Here is a 14,577-nt window from a genome sequence, read left to right as displayed (position 1 = left end):
TGAATCAGACGGATTAATCCCCTCAAAAACGGCAGTTTTGAGATGATTGTCAAAATCATGCTTTGCTGTGTATGTCCCGATCTCGAAGTCGTCAGCAATAGACTCGCTATCGACTGCGTCGAGTAGCGAGTAAAATTCAGCTCCAACTGTAGATCGAGGAGTACTATCTGCTCGTGTACCCATCGGTTGGATGTGATGGACTCACAGCAAATTTAAATACTCGAAATGGGACAGCTCCGCTGATGGTTTCGGCCAGCGTCGACTGTTCGGCCGCTGCGAGCGCGCCGAGGAGGTCAGCTTCCCTGTCGCCGTAGCGATCGATCAACGAGTCGTGAGCTGGCTGGCTCGCTTTATCGCTCGTGTTCTGGCTCAGAATCGTCCGGACGAGACACTCGAAGGCGTCACGACCGCCGTAGGCTTTCTGCCAGTACAGCTCGCCCAGCCGGTCGACGACCCACTCGGCGCGTGTGCCCGCCGTTGCAGGCTCGAACGAGGCGGGCTGGCCGCCGCCAGCGGCCCCGCCGCTGATGTTTTCGGCCGGTTCGTCTGCCATAGCTAGTTAAAGGAGACGATTGAATAAAAACGGTACTCCGGCTCTCGTCGGACAGGTGGTGTGAGCGTCGACCGATTACAGGCCCTCGTTGGTCGGCCACCACCCTCGCTCGCTGACGAGCAGGTGGCCCTGCGCGATGAGTCCCAACAGCGGGAGCTCCAACAGCGGCCCGATCACCAGCGCCAGCGGGATCAGTGGCTCGTTGGGAAACGCGACCACCGCGATCGCCAGCGCAGTCGGCGAGTTACGCGAGAGGATCGTGTTGTTGAAACACACCATCTCGCGGTACGAAAACGACAGCAGTCGACCCACACCGACGCCGACACCGAGATTGATCGCATAGAAGGTGACGACGGGAACCGCGATGAGTCCGAGCACGCGAGGGTTATCGAGAATCACCGCGCCCTGCGAGGCGAACATCGCGCCGATAGCCAGCGTCAGAAAGACGATTTGCACGGGGCTCAGTGTCGGGAGGAACTGCTCGCGGAACCACGCCGACCACTTCGTTCGCGTGATACCAACGCGAGCCACGCCGCCGAGGACGAGCGGCACCACGAGTACCAAGAGGACGCTTTCGAGCAGGACGGCCAGCGGGAGGTCGACGAGCGTCCCCGCAAAGGCGTAGAGATACACCGGGAGCAAGAGGAGTTGAACGACGAGATTGTAGGGCAAAAGTGAGGTCGCCAGCGGTACGTCGCCGTCAGCGATATCGGTGAAAATCAGGTACCAGTCGGTACACGGCGTCACCATCAGCATGACGAGCCCGACCCACAGCGCGGGGTGGTCGCGCAGAAAAAGTGCGCCGAGGCCGACCGCCAAAAGCGGGTTCCAGACGAAGTTGACCACCAGACTGGAGCCGACGACCCGGCGATTGCCGAACGCTGACTGGAGCCGCGAGAGCGGAATTCCGGCGAACGCAGCGAACAGCATCACCATCAAAAACGGGAGGATCAGCCGATCCGCGAGGGTGGGAACGCCGTCGACCTGCCCGACTGCGAGTCCAACGACGATCGCCAGCAGGACGAAGACGGTCTGATACTTCTCAACGAGATCCATGTAACAGGGCGTGACGGGTAGGCCGCTTGAAAGATGTGTTTCTCGGCTATGCGTCGACGCGCACGCGAAGCTCCAGTGTGAGCGCCGCACCATCGGCGAGCGCCGCCACGAGGTCGCGGTCGACGCTGTCGGCCGCACCGTCGGCTCCGACCATGATCGTCCGGTCGTCGGCGTAGTCGCTCGTGCGCCCGACCGCGCTGCGGTCGCCCTCGAAGGTGAGATCGGGATGGCCGCGGCCCGTGATGGTGTGGCTGTGGTGTTCAGTCGACAGGGTAGCCGTGAGCTTGGCGTCGTGCGACTGGGCGGCCTCAATGAACGCGTCGGCGAAATCCGCAGGGGTTCGGTCCGCCTCGATCGCGAGAATACAGTCGCCTGCGGGCGTGAGCCAGTCGTCGCTCGTCAGTTCGAACGTGCTCGCGTGAGTCGCCTGTACGTGTTCGTGCCCGTGTGCACGAATCGTCTCTACGTATTCGTCCATCGCAGTCGTCTCAGTATGGTCAATCTCGTCGGCCTCCATACCGTCTGTCTCGGCCGTATTCGTCTCGTCTGTCTCCATACTGCTTTTCGATCGAGGAGCCGAAAAGGTCGATCGGTCTCGGTCAGTCCCGATGCGTCGACATCAGTCCCGGCGCGTCGACAGCCGGTCGCGCTTGTCTCGGACGACCGTGATCGTCACTGCCCCGCAGTCACATTCGTAGGCGTGCCGCGTCCCTGCAGGCGTCTGCATCGAAAACGCGAGCGCATTCGAATCGAGCCGTCGACGACAGTCCGGGTCCTCGCACGTGAGCGCCAGGTGTTTGAGCATATCCTACAGTTACAGCCATCGAATATGAAACCGAGCCAACCGCGGAGTGAAAGTGAAAAACCCCGTGATATTTATATATACCTACAAATCATGTGAACCACCCGCATACGCCGAAATCGAGGGGTATGGTAGCTCTTTTCACTGGTTTGCCACCGAAGTGTTTATAATGTGGGCCCCGGTATACGAAGGTACCAGAACGCCTCCGGCGCTGGTGGCATCGCACGCAGAATGATCGGAAATTCTTATCCACGGTCACATGCACAGTGGCAGGCCACAGCCATGTCCGGAGCAACGATGGTACAGAGGTTTCACCAATGAGTGTAGTTAACGAATACGAAATCGAAGAGCTCGACGCATCCGACAACGTCGAACTCACTGACGAACGGCTCGAAAACGGCTCGAAAGGCAAACTGATCAAACTCGCAGGCCAGCTTCGAGATCGACGAAACGAACTCAACCAGATGGCTTCCGAGCGCGCCTCCAAGCGCGACGACCTCAACGCCAAAACGCGCGAAAAGGTCGACAAAGCCCAAGAACACCGCGAAGAGCGCGATTCTCTCAACGAGCAGGTCCAGGAACACAAAGAGAGCCGCAATGAGCTCAACGCCCAGGCCAACAAACTCTTCAACAAGGTCGAGGCGATGAAAGAGGACCTCGAACTCGACGACGGCAAACCGATCGAAGAGCTCGAATCCGAGATTCAGGACCTCGAGTTCCAACAGCAGACCGAAGTGCTCTCGACCGAAGACGAGCGCGAACTCATCGAGAAGATCGACGCCAAACGCGAGGAACTCGCCGAAAAAAAGGACAAGGTCGACGACACCGGTGAGCTCGACGAGCTCGTCGCCGAAGCCGAAGAAGTCCGCTCGGAGGCCTCCCAGCACCACCAGAAGGTGACTGAGCTCGCAGACCAGGCCCAAGAGCACCACAACCAGATGATCGAGTCCTACCGCGAGGCCGACGAGGTCCGCGACAAGGCCGACGAGATGCACGAGCTGTTCGTCGAGGCCCAAGAGGCCGCCGACCGTCACCACAACGACTTCGTCCGCGTCCAGAAACGACTCCGCGAACTGGACAAAGAAGAGGAAAAAGAGCGCAAGGACGAGCGCCAAGAGAAGATGGCCGAAGAAAAGCAGGAAGCCGAGGACATCTATCAGAAGTTCAAAGAGGGCGAGACCCTCGACACCGAGGACCTGATGAAGCTCCAGAAGACCGGTCTCCTGTAGTTCGGCTCGAACACGGTTTTACGGTTTTTACGGCGACACCGACGGGATTTTTACCTCCAGGTGTGCTTTGAGCGGCTGTGAGGACGCTCGTTGTGTGTGTCGACCGCGATAATACGATCGGTGACCGCGCTGGTGTTGAGCCACCGGTCGCTGGCTGGGAAGCCATCCGCTCGCTCGTAATTGACGTTGGACTTGCCGAACCCGAAGCAACAGGTGTCAACAGTCTGCTCGAAGCGCTCCGGGTAACCCGCGAACTCCGCGATGAGGGTGAAGACGCAGTGGTCGCCGTGCTTTCGGGCAACCGCGAGTCAGCGATCTCGGCTGACCGAGCGATCGCCGCCCAGATCGATTCACTCATCGAGCGCTACGAACCGACCCAGAGCATCGTCGTTATCGATAGTATCGATGACGAGCGCGTCGTCCCGATTATCGAGAGCCGACTCCGCGTCGACGCGGTCGACCGTGTGATCGTCAGACAGGCCCGCGACATCGAGTCGACCTACTATCTGCTCAAACAGTTTCTGGCCGACGAAGAGCTCCGAACGACGGTGCTGGTGCCGCTCGGCATCGGCCTGTTGTTGATTCCCATACTCCTGTTTTGGTTTTCGCCCGCCGTCGCGATCGGTGGGGTGGCTGCGCTGTTGGGTCTCGGCGTTCTTTATAAAGGACTCGGCGTCGACGAGCTGGTCGGCTCGGTATCGGCGTGGAGCCGGACCCTGTTGTACTCCGGTCGAGTCGCCGTCGTTACCTACGTGGCCGCACTGGGGCTGGCCGTCATCGGGGTGTTTGTCGGCGCGTTAGGCGTCTCCGAAACCAGTGGGGTCGACAGCGGCCAATCGTTGTTTGCGGTCGTCGCGTTCGTCCACCACAGCATTCCATGGCTCGCACTGGCGGCGGTCACCGCAGGAGTGGGTCGACTGCTCGACGAACTGCTCGCCGCCGAAACCGTCGAAAAACCGTATTTGAACCTCCCGTTCGGCCTGCTGTCGGTCGGAATCGTGATCCGTGGCTTCACGGGGTACGTGTTCGAGACCGAACTCCTCGTCGGCTCAATGACGCTCGCACCGGTCCAACGGCTCATCGTCTACATTCTGGCTGGTATTTTCGTGAGTTTGGTCGGCGTTCGGGTGACGGCCGTGCTCGAACGCTGGACCGTCGGACAGGCCGCAGAACAGTAAGGATCGTGTTCGTGAGTCGACTGTAGTTCGGTTAATGGGTGGACTGTACTACGACTAGTGGGTCGACTGGTACTGGCCGTGTTTGAGACCGATGGTGAACGTGATCAGTCCGAAGACGATCATCGACGGTAGCACCATCATTAGCACGGTCGACGCGGTCATCATCGGTGCGGCGATCAGGGCGAGCGTTCCGAGCGCGATGACTGCAGCGAACAGTCCAATCGACGTTGTTCGGGTGAACTCCATATACAATATTGGGTCTCTGGATTCCTAAACACTCCGAAACACGAACCCAAAGCCGGGGTTAGTCGTCTTTCGGCCGAATGAGATCGGCGAACGTCACGAGTACGCCAAGCCCCCAGCCGATCGGAACCGCGAGTCCGAACCACATCAGTGCGTAGTAGATACCTTCGAGTGCGAACCGCTCGCGGATGATCTCGTTGAGACCACCGACGACGAACACCGTATCGAGAATGAATATGGCGAGCTGTTCGCTGTTTGGGAAGATGACGTTGCCGAGCGTCGGCGAGTAGAGTGCCGCAACCACTGGCGGCAAGAACAGCGCGGTCATCGCCGAGGGGTACGCCAAGAGGACGCTAGTGAGCCGTCCACCGATGCGCGAAAACAGCACGGCCGCCGCTGCGGCGACGGTCGCGACCGCGCTCGCCGCAAGGACCGCCAAAAACCCCTCTGTCGTGAATTGGATGCGGGCGACTACTGAGAGCGCTCCCCAGACGACCACCGAGACCACAATCGCCCCGACAATGCCGAGGCGGGCCGCCGCGCTGTCGAGTCTGGCTGCGTAGTATCGAGTTCCAAACCCGACAAGCAAGAGTGGATACCCGATCAACACCGGCAACAGTCCGACGACTGCCCAGAGGTAGTAGCTGGTTTTCTGTACTCCTGTCTCTGGTCGCCACTTGCCGAGGACGTGACCGGGGTTGAGCTGGCGCGGAAAGACGACTTCCATCCACGTGTCGTGAAGTCGCGCGATGTCGATACGGACCGCGCCTATCAGTCCGGGTGATCGACGTTCCATTTACTCGTACTGATAGGCCAGAGAATGTGAACTTTGTGTTCACCAACCCCTTGGTCGACGGCCTTCGGTCGACCAGTTCGTTCCCAATCAACGCTGTTTGCGCGTTAGTTCCACGGGCCGAAACTGGGGTCGACCCGTCGACCGGTTTCCTCGATGGATTCGATGCGGTCGAGTTCGTCGTCGCTCAACGAGACCGACAGCGACCGCCAGTTGTCCCGGATATGCGACTCGCTGGTCGCTTTGGGAATCGCCACGACCCCCCGCTGGCGGAGCCACGCGAGGCTCACCTGTGCGGGACTCGCGTCGTGGTTGTCGGCGATCTCCTGAAGTTCGGGCACGTCCATCACGTCGCCGCGGGCCAGCGGCGAGTAGGCGACGAGCTCGACGTCTTCGGCTTCGCAGACCTCGCGGAGTTCGGCCTGGCGGAACAGCGGATGACATTCGACTTGATTGGCGACGATGGGTGCGTCGGAGATCTCGATCGCCTCACGGAGCTGGTCGGGCTCGAAGTTGCTGACACCGATGCGATCGATCTGACCCTCGTCGTACAGTTCGTTGAACGCCGCGAGCGTCTCTTCGGCGTCGTAGGTGCGCGAAGGCCAGTGGACGTACATGAGGTCGACACTGTCGACACCGAGCCGATCGAGGCTGGCTTCGGTCGTCGAAATCACGTCGTCGTGTGCGAGGTTGTCGATCCAGACCTTGGTTGCCAGAAAAATCTCCTCGCGGTCGACCGAGGCCGCGCTGAGCCCTTCGCCGACGGCCGCTTCGTTGCCGTAGGCCTGGGCGGTATCGATGTGTCGATACCCCATTTCGAGGGCGGTTGTGACCGAGTTCGAACACGCCGAGGGGTCCTCGTTCTCCCACGTTCCGAGGCCGAGCAGTGGGATGTCGTTGCTGGTCGGACAGTCGTCGACTGACGGATCGTCATCGGACATTTGTGTACTCAGGTTCGGGTTGGTGGTGAAAAGGGATTGTGGTCGACGCGAGCTAGTACTTCGGATCGGCCCCGGAGATCGCGTAGATCTCGTCCATGATATTGTCGCGGACCGACTGCCAAGCTGGAAAGCCCGCCGGTGTGGCCGGATACCGATCGTAGTGTGCTGCGAGCTCGGCGGCCTTCCGGCGGACCTTCACGAGTTGGATGAGCTTCTCCCAGTGGCCGAACGTGTCTTTGATCGTTTTGAGCTTGAGCGATAGTGGCATTGGACCGGTGTTCTTGCCGGCCATCGCGTCGGCGAGATGCTGGGCCGGCACCGACGAGACGATCTCGGTGAGTTCCTTGACGTCGTGGGCCGTCCCCCAGATGTTGTAGCAGTCGATCGCGGCGAAATGCTTGCCGAAGTCGGTCATCACGTCGCGGTTGTACGCCCAGAGCGCCGACTCGCTCACATCGCCCTTATCGATGGCCGTGATCGCTCGCTTGGCTGCCCAGTGGGCTGATTTGGCCGCGCCAGGGATGCCACCGCCCGTCGTTGGATTGACGTGGCCCGCAGCGTCGCCGACCGCCAGATAGCCCGGTGCGATCGCCGAATCGTACGGCCGACGGGTTGGCAGCGCCGCGCCGAGTTTGTCGACGACCGTCGGATTGACGAGGTCGGGTCGCGACTCGATATCGTTCTCGATCACGGAGATCATCTTCATCTCGGGTTGGTCCATCTGGAAGCCGACGCCGACGTTAATTCGGGTTGGCGTCCGGGGGAAGTACCAAAGATACCCCAGTTCGTCGGTCGGTTTGAACACGATAGCGTCGTCCCACTCGACGGGCTCGTCGACCTCGATCACCTCGCGGTAGGCCGAACAGAACTGCGTGTAGCGGACGTTGGTATCGAAAAACGAGCCCGAAAAGTCGGTTTTGTCCTGGAGAATCGACAGCGCACCCGTCGCGTCGATGACGATTTCGGCGTCGTACTCGACGACATCGCCGTTGTGCTTGCTGGTGACGCCCGTAACGGTGCCATCGTCGTCCTGAACCACGTCTTGGACGACCGTATCGTAGTGGATCTCGCTGCCGAGCCGTTCGGCCTCTTCGAGGATGATCTCGCCGTAGCGCTTGCGATCCAACACGGCTCCGGGCCCGCGAAACCCGATCTCGATCTCGTCGTCGTCGACCGTGTTTTCGAACACCGCACGGGTGATCGACTGATTGGTGAATGACTCCTCTCGGAGATAGTCGAGATCGATGATCTCCGGAAACGTCGAGGTTCCCTTGATCGCATCTCCACAGGCGATATGACCCGCGTTTTCTCGGCTTTTCCGCTCCAGAATAACAGTATCGAGACCCGCAGTTGCCGTGGTCGCCGCGGCAAAGGCACCGCCTGTGCCGCCTCCGACGATCACGACTGTATACGATTCGGCAGACATACCCTATCTACGTCGGCTCATAGTAAAAAAGGCCAGTATCTGGTGACTAGCCAGTATCCACGGAATATCATCGATTGTGATAACCACCGAAACTGAAATATATGTTTAGTGACTGTTCATGGTATGAACCGTCGACGGGCACTCACGCTACTGGGCACGATCGGACTAACAGGCGTTGCGGGCTGTCTCGGCGAGGACGGCGAGTTGGAGTTCACCGCCTCGCCCGCAGCGATTCCCGAATCGGCTCGCGAGGGGTTCGAAGCCGACGGCCCCGAAGAGCTCGAGTTCGACGAAACGATCGAGGTCGGTGGCGTCAGCCGCGACGTTCACATCCGCACGTGGTCGGTGGCCTACGCCAACCCCGACGACCAGCTCTCGCTGTTTCTGTTTTCGACCCCGGACGGCTCGGTGGGTGGCCAGTCGTTGAACCCACTGGCTCGGCTTGAAGGCGCGGAGCTCATCACGCGTGTGATCGACGAGGGACTGGGCCAGGTCGACGAAGATATCGCAGTCAAAGAGATCGAGAGCGAAGACGAGATCGAGCTGACGGTGCTCGACGACGACCGCACTGTCGAGGTCTTTTCGGCAGTCGTCGAAGCCGACGGGAGCGAGGAGTCCGGCATCGAAGGCTCAGAGAACGGCGAGATTCCAATTTTCCTGTACGTGCTGTCGATCTCCCACAAGGACGACGTGCTGCTCGCGGTTGGCCTCCATCCCGAGGGCGTCGACGGCGGCGAGGAGATCCAGTCGCTCATGGAAGCGATCGAGCACCCCGCCGAGTAGGTCGATTACCGGCGTTCAACAACTGTTATTCGAGTCGAGCAGTTCTTCCAGCGTATGCTTACGTTCATTGGACTGGGCCTCTTTGACGAGCAGTCGATCACCTGTGAGGGCCAGGCGGCCCTCCGCAACGCCGACCGCGTGTTCGGCGAGTTCTACACCAGTCGACTCCTCGGCGCGACGGTCGACGACCTCGAAGCCGCCCACGGAATCGAGATCGCGGTTCGAGACCGCGCGGGCGTCGAACAGGACCCCGAGCCGATTCTCTCGGCGGCCGAAACCGACGACGTCGCCTTCGTCACTGCCGGGGACACGATGATCTCGACGACCCACACCGATCTGCGCGTTCGAGCCGCGGATCGTGGCATCGAGACACGGATTATTCACGGTGTGACCGCCGAAACCGCCGCTAGCGGGCTGACCGGGCTTCAGAACTACCGGTTCGGAAAGGCGGTCACCCTGCCGTTTCCGTTCGTCCATGGCGCTGGTGACGTCCCACCAAGTGTGATCGACTCGATCGAGGCCAACCAACAGCGCGGGCTCCACACGCTCGTCTATCTGGATATCAAGGTCGACTACCACCAGCGGCGCGACGGCCCCGAACATCACGAGCCGTATATGACCGCGAGCTATGCGGCTGAGTTGCTGGCTGGCGAGTGGGATGGCGACCAACTGGCGGTCGTCGTGGCCCGCGCGGGGAGCCCCGAGCCCCTCGTCGTGGCCGACCGGCTGTCGGCGCTGGCCGACCGGGCGTTCGGCGAGCCGCTGCATCTGTTGGTGATTCCCGGCGATCTCCACCACGTCGAGGCCGACGCGCTCGGGTCGCTGGCTGGCGCGCCTGCGGCCCTGCTTGCCGACGAGTAGTACGGCAGGTGGTCGATCCTTCTTGCTGATTGCAGTCGACACTTCGAAACGCAGTTGCCACGCTCACCGATGGGTCGCCCGTCTGGGAGAATGGGGTGGCCAGCGGGTCGACCGGGTCAGTCGGCCCGCGAGGCTTCGGGTTGCTCGACGGCGGGCTCACGTGGGAGGTCGAGCGAGTTTTGCAGGTCGTGTTCCTCGCCGGTCAGCAGGTAGAGCAGGTCTTCGAGGATCGTCAGCAGTTCGGGGATCTCGCGGGCGACCAGATAAGTGACGCCGATGAGCGCGACCACCGCCAACAGCTGGCTGATGATGCGATCGGAGACGAGAAACGAGACGCGAATCGAGTTTGTCTCGCCAAACAGGAACAGCACGACGTCGGGGAACCAGTGCATGAGCTGGTTACCCGAGACGATCGAGATGAACGCAGTCCGAAAGACATTGAGCACGAAAATGATCGACACCGCGACCGCGAGCCCACGGATTTTACGGATCAGGGGAGCTCGAACCGCGGCGATCAGGCCGCCGAAGATGGCGATACTGCCGAGGCCGGTGCAGGCCAGCACGATCGAGATGGTGTAGGTGCCGTCGTCGACCTGCCACTGGTAGGCCGCCATATACCCCTCGGGGCTCTCGACGAGTGCGGGCGAGTAGCCGAACAGCGAGATGATCATGCCCGTCAGTGTCGTCACCAGTTCGATCAGGAGCTGTCGGGGAGCCGGAATGGTCGACCCGGCGAGCGTGATTGCAGGGATCGTTTCAAATGGAAGATAAATAAGTCCCATCACGGCGACCGCCCGCGAGAGGACGAACAGGGTATCGCGGCCCTCGTACAGGAGTTTGGCGACGTAGAGACACGCCGGGAACGCCATGAGGCTCAGCAGTCCTTCGACGAAGCTCTGGTGTTCGAACGCGAACGCGGGAAAGAGGTTCAGCCAGAACACGCCGAACGCAACCCACGCGCTGACCGCGATCAGCCGGGCGGTGTCCATCTGGTCGACCTGGGTTCGGCGGCCGTACCACTCGACGATCCCGGCGAGGACGAACAGCCCGATGGCGAGCCACCCCAACGCGTCCGACAGCGGCCCGACGGTGAACAGTTCGGCACCGACCCACTCAATCGCCCGTTGCATACCCGAACATCGGTCAGCGCTCATAAATCCCTTGTCGTTGTGGACGAACAGTCCGCCCAACCGGTAGTTCGCGTCCATCGATCGGACGGGCGGTCGACCAGTCGCTGTCGGTGGGAGATCGACGACCGTGAGACAGTCGGGCGGTCCGGTGGTGACCGCTACGTCCCTCGCAGGGTTTACTCGACGAACAGGCGGTCGACGAATTGGCAGTCGACGAACTGGTGGGAGTTACTGGTCGACGGGTTTCTTGACAGTCATCACCGGGAGCTCGCTTGTTTGGATGACGCGTTCGGCGACGCTACCGAGCAGGAGCCGGTCCATCCCGGTGCGGCCGTTGGTGCCCATGACGATCGCGTCGGCGTCGACGTGGTCGGCGTAGCGGGTGATCACGTCGGCGGGCGCACCCGTTTCGACGATGGCTTTCGTTTCGAGGCCGTGGTCGGCCGCCCGCTCGGCGAGTTCGCCCGTGGCGCGGTCGCCCTCCTTGCTGAGCGTTTCTTTGATGTGGTCGGTGCCGAGCTTCGGGGCCATTCGCGTGACGCGTTCGTGGTCGACGACGTACAGCACGTGCAGCGCGGCGTCGTGACGCTCGGCGAGATCGATTGCGTGGCTGGCGGCCTCGGTTGCGGTCTCGCTGCCATCAGTTGGAAAGAGTACGGTATCGTACATGCCAGAGCGTTGGACTCAACTATTGTGAATCAATCGCTCCGGTTGTCTCGGCTGCTATTTGGGTCGACAAGCGTCCGTCGATGCGTGGCGAGCGCAGTCGCTCAGCGGTCGAAAGAAAGAAAAAAGCCGGCACAGCGCCGGTGGTTGAAAGATGGCAGCAGTTACTCGGGGTTCGTCGTCAGATCAGTTCTGACGGCGGGTTGCGAGCAGGGCGGCACCGAGAACCGCGAGCAGTGCGACGAGCGCGCCAAAGCCGGGCGTCTCTTCGCCATCGTCATCCTCGCCGTCGTCCTCGGAGCTGTCGCCTTCGGACTCGTCGCCTTCGGACTCGTCATCTTCGGATTCGTCGTCTTCGGATTCGTCATCCTCGGACTCGTCATCCTCGGACTCGTCATCTTCAGATTCGTCGTCCTCCGACTCGTCGTCTTCTGATTCATCCTCTTCAGACTCGTCTTCCTCTGGCTCTTCGCTGTCGTCGGATTCAACGATTACGGAGTCGACCATGTCGATGCTGGATCCACCAACGTCATACGAGGTCTCGAACTCGTCGTCGACTTCCTGTTCGCTGAAGTCAAACTCGGCCGAGATTTCGCCATCCTCGTTGATGTCGACGTCCTCACCGTTGCGGAACGAGCTGGATGCATCGGTCGAAGAGACACTGATTTCGCTGTCCGTCCCGGGAGCGATGTTGGTCTCGCCACTGATTTCGGATTCTTCAGTGTTCTCGGCTTCGAGCACGTTGTCAGCGTTCAGGTTGTCGAACGTAACACTGCGCTCGGCGATTTCGAACATGGTGTCGCTGCTCTGGGTCGAATCAGCAGTGAAGTACGGGTAAGCTGGGTCGCGGTCACCGTCGTCTTCATTTTCGGTTCCCTCAGCGCCACCTTCGTACGGTCCCGCTTCACCGTCTGCGAACGCGTAGCGTTCGTCGCTGTCGGTCTCGTACTCCATCGTCGCGGTGAACTCGTCACCGTCTTCGATATCGTCCGAGAAGACGTCGTCGCCGGCAGAGGTGTCGATGACCACGAAGAACTGACCGTTCTCTTGGTCGAAGACAACAAAACCGTCGTTTTCGTCAGCGTTTTCGAGATTTAGCTCGGTTGGGTCTTGGTTACCCGTTGCATCGTCAGCTTCCACGTGGAAGTTGATACCTTCGCCGCTCCAGTCGCCCTCGTCGTCGAGAATTCCGTTGAATTCGTCGAGCGTCACACCGTCTTCAAGAGCTTCGAAGTTGCCAAGTTCGTTGACAAGCGCGCCCTCGTAGCCGGTTGCTTCTGCCTGAATAACGAGTCGGTCATCCTGAGCGATTTCCTCGCGCTCGGTAACTGAGTCGAGCAGATCGTCGACCGAATCGTCCTCGTTAGCGTCGTCCGATGGAGCGACCCACGTGTTGAGATCGCCGATCGACGGCACTTCGAGTTCGAGGAGCGCTGAGTCGAGTTCCTCGTTCGCTTCAGATTCACCGTCCGCGTTCACACCGAACTCACCTTCGCCGGATGCCGCACCAGCGGCAGCCAGGACATCGTACTCAGTGGGCTGCAGTGGTCGTTCGAGCTGCTCTTTGGCAGTCTCGTCTTCGGCATTGATCAGGCCGAGTTCGTCGAGATAGTTCTCAAAGTCGCTGCTGGCACCATCATCGCCATCAGTGGAATAACGATCGTCTTCATCATCATCGTAGAAGCGAGCATCTGTGCCATCGCCGTGAACTTCACTAGTGATGTCGTCGTCCGAGTTGTACACCTCATCGGTTGAGACGTTCGTCCCGAGCGTTCGGGTGTTGACTTCGAAGGTTGCTTCATCGTCATCATCGCTGTCTTCGACATAGATCACATCGATGAAACCAGCGTCCTCGTCGCCGATCTGGACGAAGGCGTCGTCGGTGTCTTCCATCTCGACGGTGAACTCGACGATGTCACCGGCGGTGTCAGTCACGACTGCCTCTTCGAAGGCTGCGTCGACATCTTCTTCGGTCACCTCAATGGATGCTGAATCCTGAGCGGCGGTGTCAGAGACATCGAACTGGAAGTCGTACTCTCCCTCGTCAATATCACTGAAGTCGGCTGGGCCGTTCTCATCGTCCGCGTCGAGATCGCCAACGTTCTCGAGAACGACTGCATCGTCTCCGTTGAGACCGTACTCGTCGTCGAGATCGTCTTCTTCATCGCTATCGGGCGAAGCGAGCGTGTAGTCAGTGCCACTATCGCTGTCGTCGAAGATGGATTCGAGATCTTCAGCATCGAGGTCACCGTTCGCGTGGACAACGATGTCCGACTCGCCACGGTTCGTGTCGAGGCTGAGGTACGTCGTCTCATCGTCGTTGACCTCATCAGCGTCGAAGTCGACACTGAGGTCCTGTTGGGTTATCTCGAAGTCACCTTCGGAACCGCTTGATTCCGAGAGACGATCGTCGAGTTCACCGTCCGAACCGAACTCAAGGACATCGTCCTCGTATTCGAGTACATAGTCTCCGTCGAGACCTTCGGTTTCGATGGTTGCATCACCGTTGTCGTCAACGACAATCTGATCTTCGAGACCACCGATACCATCCTCGCCCTCCCATTCTCGGAGTTCGACTGTCGCGTCAGTTATTTGCAGGTCTGCACTCGCAGAGGAGTTATTCGTGTTGAATGCCAGTTCTTGGCCTTCCCAATTCGTCGAGCCGGATTCGAGTTCGGTGTCGCCACCGGTCGCAGCGGCTGCGGCCGCACTCCCGGTGAACGCCACGGTCCCAGCGAAGACGCTGGTGACCATGATGAACGCCAAAAAGACGGCGCGTAATTTGTTGCTATAGAGGGTGTCATAGAATACGTCGCATACGAAAGAGCAGGGTTGAGAAGCCGTGTCCAGCAGCACTCAAACCCTGCAAGATGAGCCTTGGATAGACGAGTTCTTTAATCTCGTGGCGGTTGAGAC

Annotated in this window: 14 protein-coding genes and 2 pseudogenes; 4 read left to right on the top strand and 12 right to left on the bottom strand. The window is 60.2% G+C overall.

The window, feature by feature from the left end; genetic code table 11:
* From O2S87_RS15665 to O2S87_RS15645, 5 genes and pseudogenes are all read right to left on the bottom strand, one after another.
* A pseudogene (locus tag O2S87_RS15665) lies at positions 1–183 on the bottom strand (IS4 family transposase); the annotation flags it as partial.
* A gap of 49 nt (positions 184–232) precedes the next feature.
* A pseudogene (locus O2S87_RS15660) lies at positions 233–553 on the bottom strand (endonuclease III domain-containing protein); the annotation flags it as partial.
* Between the two features lie 75 nt (positions 554–628).
* Entirely contained in the window at positions 629–1,609 is a 981-nt protein-coding gene (locus tag O2S87_RS15655) for an arsenic resistance protein (protein ID WP_475409702.1), read from the bottom strand.
* 46 nt (positions 1,610–1,655) lie between these two features.
* A complete protein-coding gene (locus tag O2S87_RS15650) occupies positions 1,656–2,087 on the bottom strand; it encodes a DUF371 domain-containing protein (protein WP_475409705.1) in 432 nt (143 codons plus the stop codon).
* Positions 2,088–2,228: 141 nt separating this feature from the next.
* Complete coding sequence (locus O2S87_RS15645; protein ID WP_475409701.1) at positions 2,229–2,414, bottom strand: hypothetical protein; 186 nt, start codon at positions 2,412–2,414, stop codon at positions 2,229–2,231.
* Positions 2,415–2,728: 314 nt separating this feature from the next.
* Between O2S87_RS15645 and O2S87_RS15640 the strand changes: the two genes are divergently transcribed.
* Both O2S87_RS15640 and O2S87_RS15635 read left to right on the top strand, forming a co-directional pair.
* Entirely contained in the window at positions 2,729–3,640 is a 912-nt protein-coding gene (locus O2S87_RS15640; protein ID WP_475409700.1) for a coiled-coil protein, read from the top strand.
* Between the two features lie 77 nt (positions 3,641–3,717).
* The gene (locus O2S87_RS15635; protein ID WP_475409699.1) at positions 3,718–4,818 is read left to right on the top strand and encodes a DUF373 family protein; all 1,101 of its coding nucleotides are present in this window, start codon (positions 3,718–3,720) and stop codon (positions 4,816–4,818) included.
* A 54-nt stretch (positions 4,819–4,872) separates the two neighbouring features.
* On the opposite strand, the gene O2S87_RS15630 is transcribed toward O2S87_RS15635, so the two are convergent.
* The 4 genes from O2S87_RS15630 to O2S87_RS15615 all read right to left on the bottom strand — a co-directional run bounded on the left by O2S87_RS15630 (position 4,873) and on the right by O2S87_RS15615 (position 8,221).
* Positions 4,873–5,064 carry a DUF7333 family protein gene (locus O2S87_RS15630; protein WP_475409698.1) on the bottom strand — a complete coding sequence of 64 codons (192 nt, stop codon included), beginning with the start codon at positions 5,062–5,064 and terminating at the stop codon, positions 4,873–4,875.
* Positions 5,065–5,122: 58 nt separating this feature from the next.
* Complete coding sequence (locus tag O2S87_RS15625; protein ID WP_475409704.1) at positions 5,123–5,833, bottom strand: hypothetical protein; 711 nt, start codon at positions 5,831–5,833, stop codon at positions 5,123–5,125.
* 128 nt (positions 5,834–5,961) lie between these two features.
* On the bottom strand, positions 5,962–6,795 hold the full coding sequence (locus O2S87_RS15620) for an aldo/keto reductase (protein ID WP_475409697.1): 834 nt from the start codon (positions 6,793–6,795) through the stop codon (positions 5,962–5,964).
* A gap of 52 nt (positions 6,796–6,847) precedes the next feature.
* Complete coding sequence (locus O2S87_RS15615) at positions 6,848–8,221, bottom strand: geranylgeranyl reductase family protein (protein ID WP_475409696.1); 1,374 nt, start codon at positions 8,219–8,221, stop codon at positions 6,848–6,850.
* Positions 8,222–8,344: 123 nt separating this feature from the next.
* On the opposite strand from O2S87_RS15615, the gene O2S87_RS15610 reads away from it, so the two are divergent.
* Together O2S87_RS15610 and dph5 are read left to right on the top strand one after the other, a co-directional pair.
* Entirely contained in the window at positions 8,345–9,004 is a 660-nt protein-coding gene (locus tag O2S87_RS15610) for a DUF6517 family protein (RefSeq protein WP_475409695.1), read from the top strand.
* Positions 9,005–9,058: 54 nt separating this feature from the next.
* Positions 9,059–9,865: a diphthine synthase gene (dph5, locus tag O2S87_RS15605; protein WP_475409694.1), complete on the top strand. Its 807-nt coding sequence runs from the start codon at positions 9,059–9,061 to the stop codon at positions 9,863–9,865.
* Positions 9,866–9,981: 116 nt separating this feature from the next.
* Here dph5 and artA read toward each other — a convergent pair whose 3' ends face one another.
* The 3 genes from artA to O2S87_RS15590 all read right to left on the bottom strand — a co-directional run bounded on the left by artA (position 9,982) and on the right by O2S87_RS15590 (position 14,517).
* Positions 9,982–10,995, bottom strand: coding sequence for an archaeosortase A (artA, locus tag O2S87_RS15600; protein ID WP_475409703.1), 1,014 nt, complete (start codon positions 10,993–10,995; stop codon positions 9,982–9,984).
* Positions 10,996–11,223: 228 nt separating this feature from the next.
* Positions 11,224–11,664, bottom strand: coding sequence for a universal stress protein (locus tag O2S87_RS15595; RefSeq protein WP_475409693.1), 441 nt, complete (start codon positions 11,662–11,664; stop codon positions 11,224–11,226).
* 183 nt (positions 11,665–11,847) lie between these two features.
* On the bottom strand, positions 11,848–14,517 hold the full coding sequence (locus tag O2S87_RS15590) for a BGTF surface domain-containing protein (RefSeq protein WP_475409692.1): 2,670 nt from the start codon (positions 14,515–14,517) through the stop codon (positions 11,848–11,850).
* Positions 14,518–14,577 lie beyond the last annotated feature (60 nt).

Source organism: Halohasta sp. A2 (genome assembly GCF_056175805.1).
Note: the sequence above shows the minus strand (reverse complement) of the source record. Positions and strands in the feature narration are given on the sequence as shown.